The 3,201-nt window shown below is 73.9% G+C and carries 1 protein-coding gene and 1 pseudogene; both read right to left on the reverse strand.

Going from position 1 to position 3,201, the window contains the following annotated elements; all coding sequences use genetic code 11:
• Positions 1–212 (reverse strand): annotated as a pseudogene (locus HMPREF3086_RS01880) (hypothetical protein); the annotation flags it as partial.
• A 97-nt stretch (positions 213–309) separates the two neighbouring features.
• Positions 310–3,201: bifunctional [glutamine synthetase] adenylyltransferase/[glutamine synthetase]-adenylyl-L-tyrosine phosphorylase (locus HMPREF3086_RS01885; protein ID WP_070719882.1), on the reverse strand; the 2,892-nt coding region annotated here is incomplete at its 5' end.

The raw sequence follows: 3,201 nt of genomic DNA on the forward strand, positions 1-3,201 counted from the left end.
ACCAGGGCGCCGGAGGCCGCGCGGGCCGCGCCGGGGCGGCGACGATCCGGGCCGAGCTCCACCTCGAAGCGGTCGCCCTTGTCGTCGGAGCCGATGCAGCGGACCCGCTCGTCGGCCGGGACGCCGGCCGCGCGCACGGCGTCGACGAACTCGTACAGCTCCCCGTACGTCACGCCGTCGAGGGTGAGGGTGAGGTTCATGGTGACAGGCATGCGCCCAGGTTATCGGCGCGCGGGCCCCGGGCACATCGGGGACGACCCCCATCCGCACCCCGACCCCCGCCCGGACCCGCGCCCGGACGACGGGGCGTCAGTCCTCGCCCCAGAACACGCGGTCGACCGCGCGGCGGCCGTGCCGGGTCACGCGCAGGTACTCGTTGAGGAACTCCGCGCCGTCAGCCCGACCCGTGCAGATCATCGCCACCGCCGCAAGGATCTTGCCCTGGCCCGGCAGCTGGTCGACCGCCTTGCCGCGCGCGAGGACCAGCGCGTTGCGGGCGTGTCCGGCCATGAGCCACGACTGCACCAGGGCGTCGCGTTCGCCCTCGGACAGCAGCTCCGCGGAGGCGGCGGCCTGCAGCGCCTCGAGGGTGGAGGTGGTGTGAAGTCCGGGAACGCGGGCGGCGTGCTGCATGGTGAGCAGCTGCGCGCACCACTCGACATCCGCCAGGCCTCCGCGTCCGAGCTTGGTGTGCGTGGCGGGGTCCGCGCCCCGCGGCAGGCGCTCGGAGTCGATCCGTGCCTTCATCCGGCGGATCTCCTGGACGACCTTGGGCGGCACGCCGTCCTCCGGGTACCGGAACACGTCGATCATGTGGAGGAAATCCAGGCCGAGGTCGCGGTCGCCGGCGGCGAACGACGCCCGCAGGAGCGCCTGCAGCTCCCAGGTATCGGCCCAGGTGGAGTAGTAGGCGCGGTAGGAGGCCAGGGACCGAACGAGGGGGCCGTTGCGCCCCTCCGGGCGCAGGTCGGCGTCCAGGTCGAGCGGGGGGTCCGACGACGGCGAGGACAGCAGCCTGCCCACCCGTTCGGCCACCTGCGTGGCCCACCGGACCGCCTCGTCCTCACCCGTACCGTCGGTGGGCTCGCACACGATCATCACGTCCGCGTCCGAGCCGTAGGACAACTCGTCCCCGCCGAGTCTGCCCATCCCGATGTAGGCGATCCGGGCCGGCGCGCGGCCGCCGGTGGGCATCATGTCGCGCACCACGGCGGCGAGTGCCGCCTCGAGCACCGCACGCCACACGGCCGTCAGGCGCCTTCCGACGTCGGGCACGGAGATCATGCCCAGCACGTCGGCGGCGCCGATCCGCGCCAGCTCCGCGCGCCGCACCGACCGGGCGGCGGCGATCACCCGCTCCGGCGTCGGGTGCCGGGCCGCGGACGCCGTGAGTGCCGAGGCGATGTCCGAGACCTTGGACGCGACCAGCAGGGGCCCCTCCGCGCCGTCGGTGAGGTCGGGGATGACCTCCGGGTTCCGCATGAGCAATCCCGCGACGAACGCCGACGTGCCCAGCACCCGGACGAGGCGGCGGGCCACGATGCTGTCGTCCCGCAGCGTGCGCAGGAACCAGGTGACCTCCTCGTTCTCCTCACACAGCCGGCGGTAGGCCAGCAGCCCCGCGTCCGGGTCCGGCGTGTCGGCCAGCCACTCCATGAAGGTCGGCAGCAGCAGCGCCTGGATCCGGCCCCGGCGGCTGCTCTGCCCCGCGAGCGCCCGCAGGTGCCCGAGCGCGTTGCGCGGGGCGGCGAACCCGAGCGCGGCCAGCTGTCGCTCCATCGCCTGAGGGCTGAGCGAGAGCGCCTCGGCGTCATAGGACGCGATCGAGTCGAGCAGCGGACGGTAGAACAGCTTCGAGTGCAGGCGGCGCACCCGGCGGCGCAGCTGACGCAGGCTCTGCCGCAGCACCTGGGAGGCGTCGTTCGGCCCGTTCGGCCGGATGTGCGCCGCGCGGGCCAGCCAGCGGTACGCCTCCTCGTCGTCGTCCTCCGGGAGCAGGTGGGTGCGCTTGTACCGCTGGAGTTGCAGGCGGTGCTCGAGCAGGCGCAGGAACTCGTACGCCGCGACCAGCTCGGCGCCGTCCTCGCGCGCGATGTAGCCGCCGTCCCGCAGTGCGGCCAGCGCGTCGACAGTGCTGGTCACGCGTAGGTCCTCGTCCGTGCGGCCGTGGACCATCTGCAGCAACTGGACCGCGAACTCCACGTCGCGCAGTCCCCCGCGGCCCAGCTTGAGCTCGCGCTCCCGCAGCGCCTCGGGCACGTTCTCCTCGACCCTGCGGCGCATCGCCTGGACGTCGTGGACGAAGTCGTCGCGCTCGGCGGCGGTCCACACCATGGGGTGGACGATGTCGTGGTACTCGGTGGCCAGCGCCATGTCACCGGTCATGGGGCGGGCCTTGAGGAGCGCCTGGAACTCCCAGGTCTTGGCCCAACGCCTGTAGTAGGCCGCGTGCGAGTCGACCGTGCGCACCAGTTCGCCGGACTTGCCCTCGGGACGCAGGGCGGCGTCCACCTCGAAGAACGCCATCGACCCGATGCGCATCATCTCCCCCGCCACGCGGCCGGTCTTGGCGTCGGCGGGCTCCGCCACGAAGATCACGTCGACGTCGGAGATGTAGTTGAGCTCCCGCGCGCCGCCCTTGCCCATCGCGACCACACCCAGACGCGACGGCATCGGCCCGTCCGGGTAGACGGTGGCGACGGCCACGGCGAGTGCCGCTGTCAGGGCCGCGTCAGCGAGGTCGGACAGGCGCCGCCCCACCTCGGCGAACGGCAGCCGGGGCTCCTCGTCCTCCACCGCCGCCGCCACGTCGTGGGCGGCCAGCAGCGCCACCTGGTCACGGTACGCCGTGCGCAGCACCTTCACGGCCGCGCCGCCGGTGATCCCGGCGCGGTAGGTCCCCGCCGCGCACAGGTCGTCGCGTTGGGTCGGCTCGGGCGCACCCTCCACCGGGTCCTCGGGCACGGCCTCGACCGCACCGAGCATGGCCGCCGCGACCTCCTGCGGCGAGGGCAGATCGGCGCGCAGGAGAGTCCAGCGGGTCGGCTCGGCGACGAGGTGGTCCCCCAGCGCGCTCGACGACCCCAGCAGGCCGAACAACCGCGCGCGCAGGCGGGGGTCCGAGCGCAGGGCGGAGTCCCACGCGTCCGCGTCCGACCCTGTGCCGGCGGCTCCGGAACCGTCGCCCGCGGCCGCGCCGTC

The organism is Dietzia sp. HMSC21D01 (assembly GCF_001815995.1).
Classification (GTDB): Bacteria; Actinomycetota; Actinomycetes; order Mycobacteriales; family Mycobacteriaceae; genus Dietzia; species Dietzia cinnamea.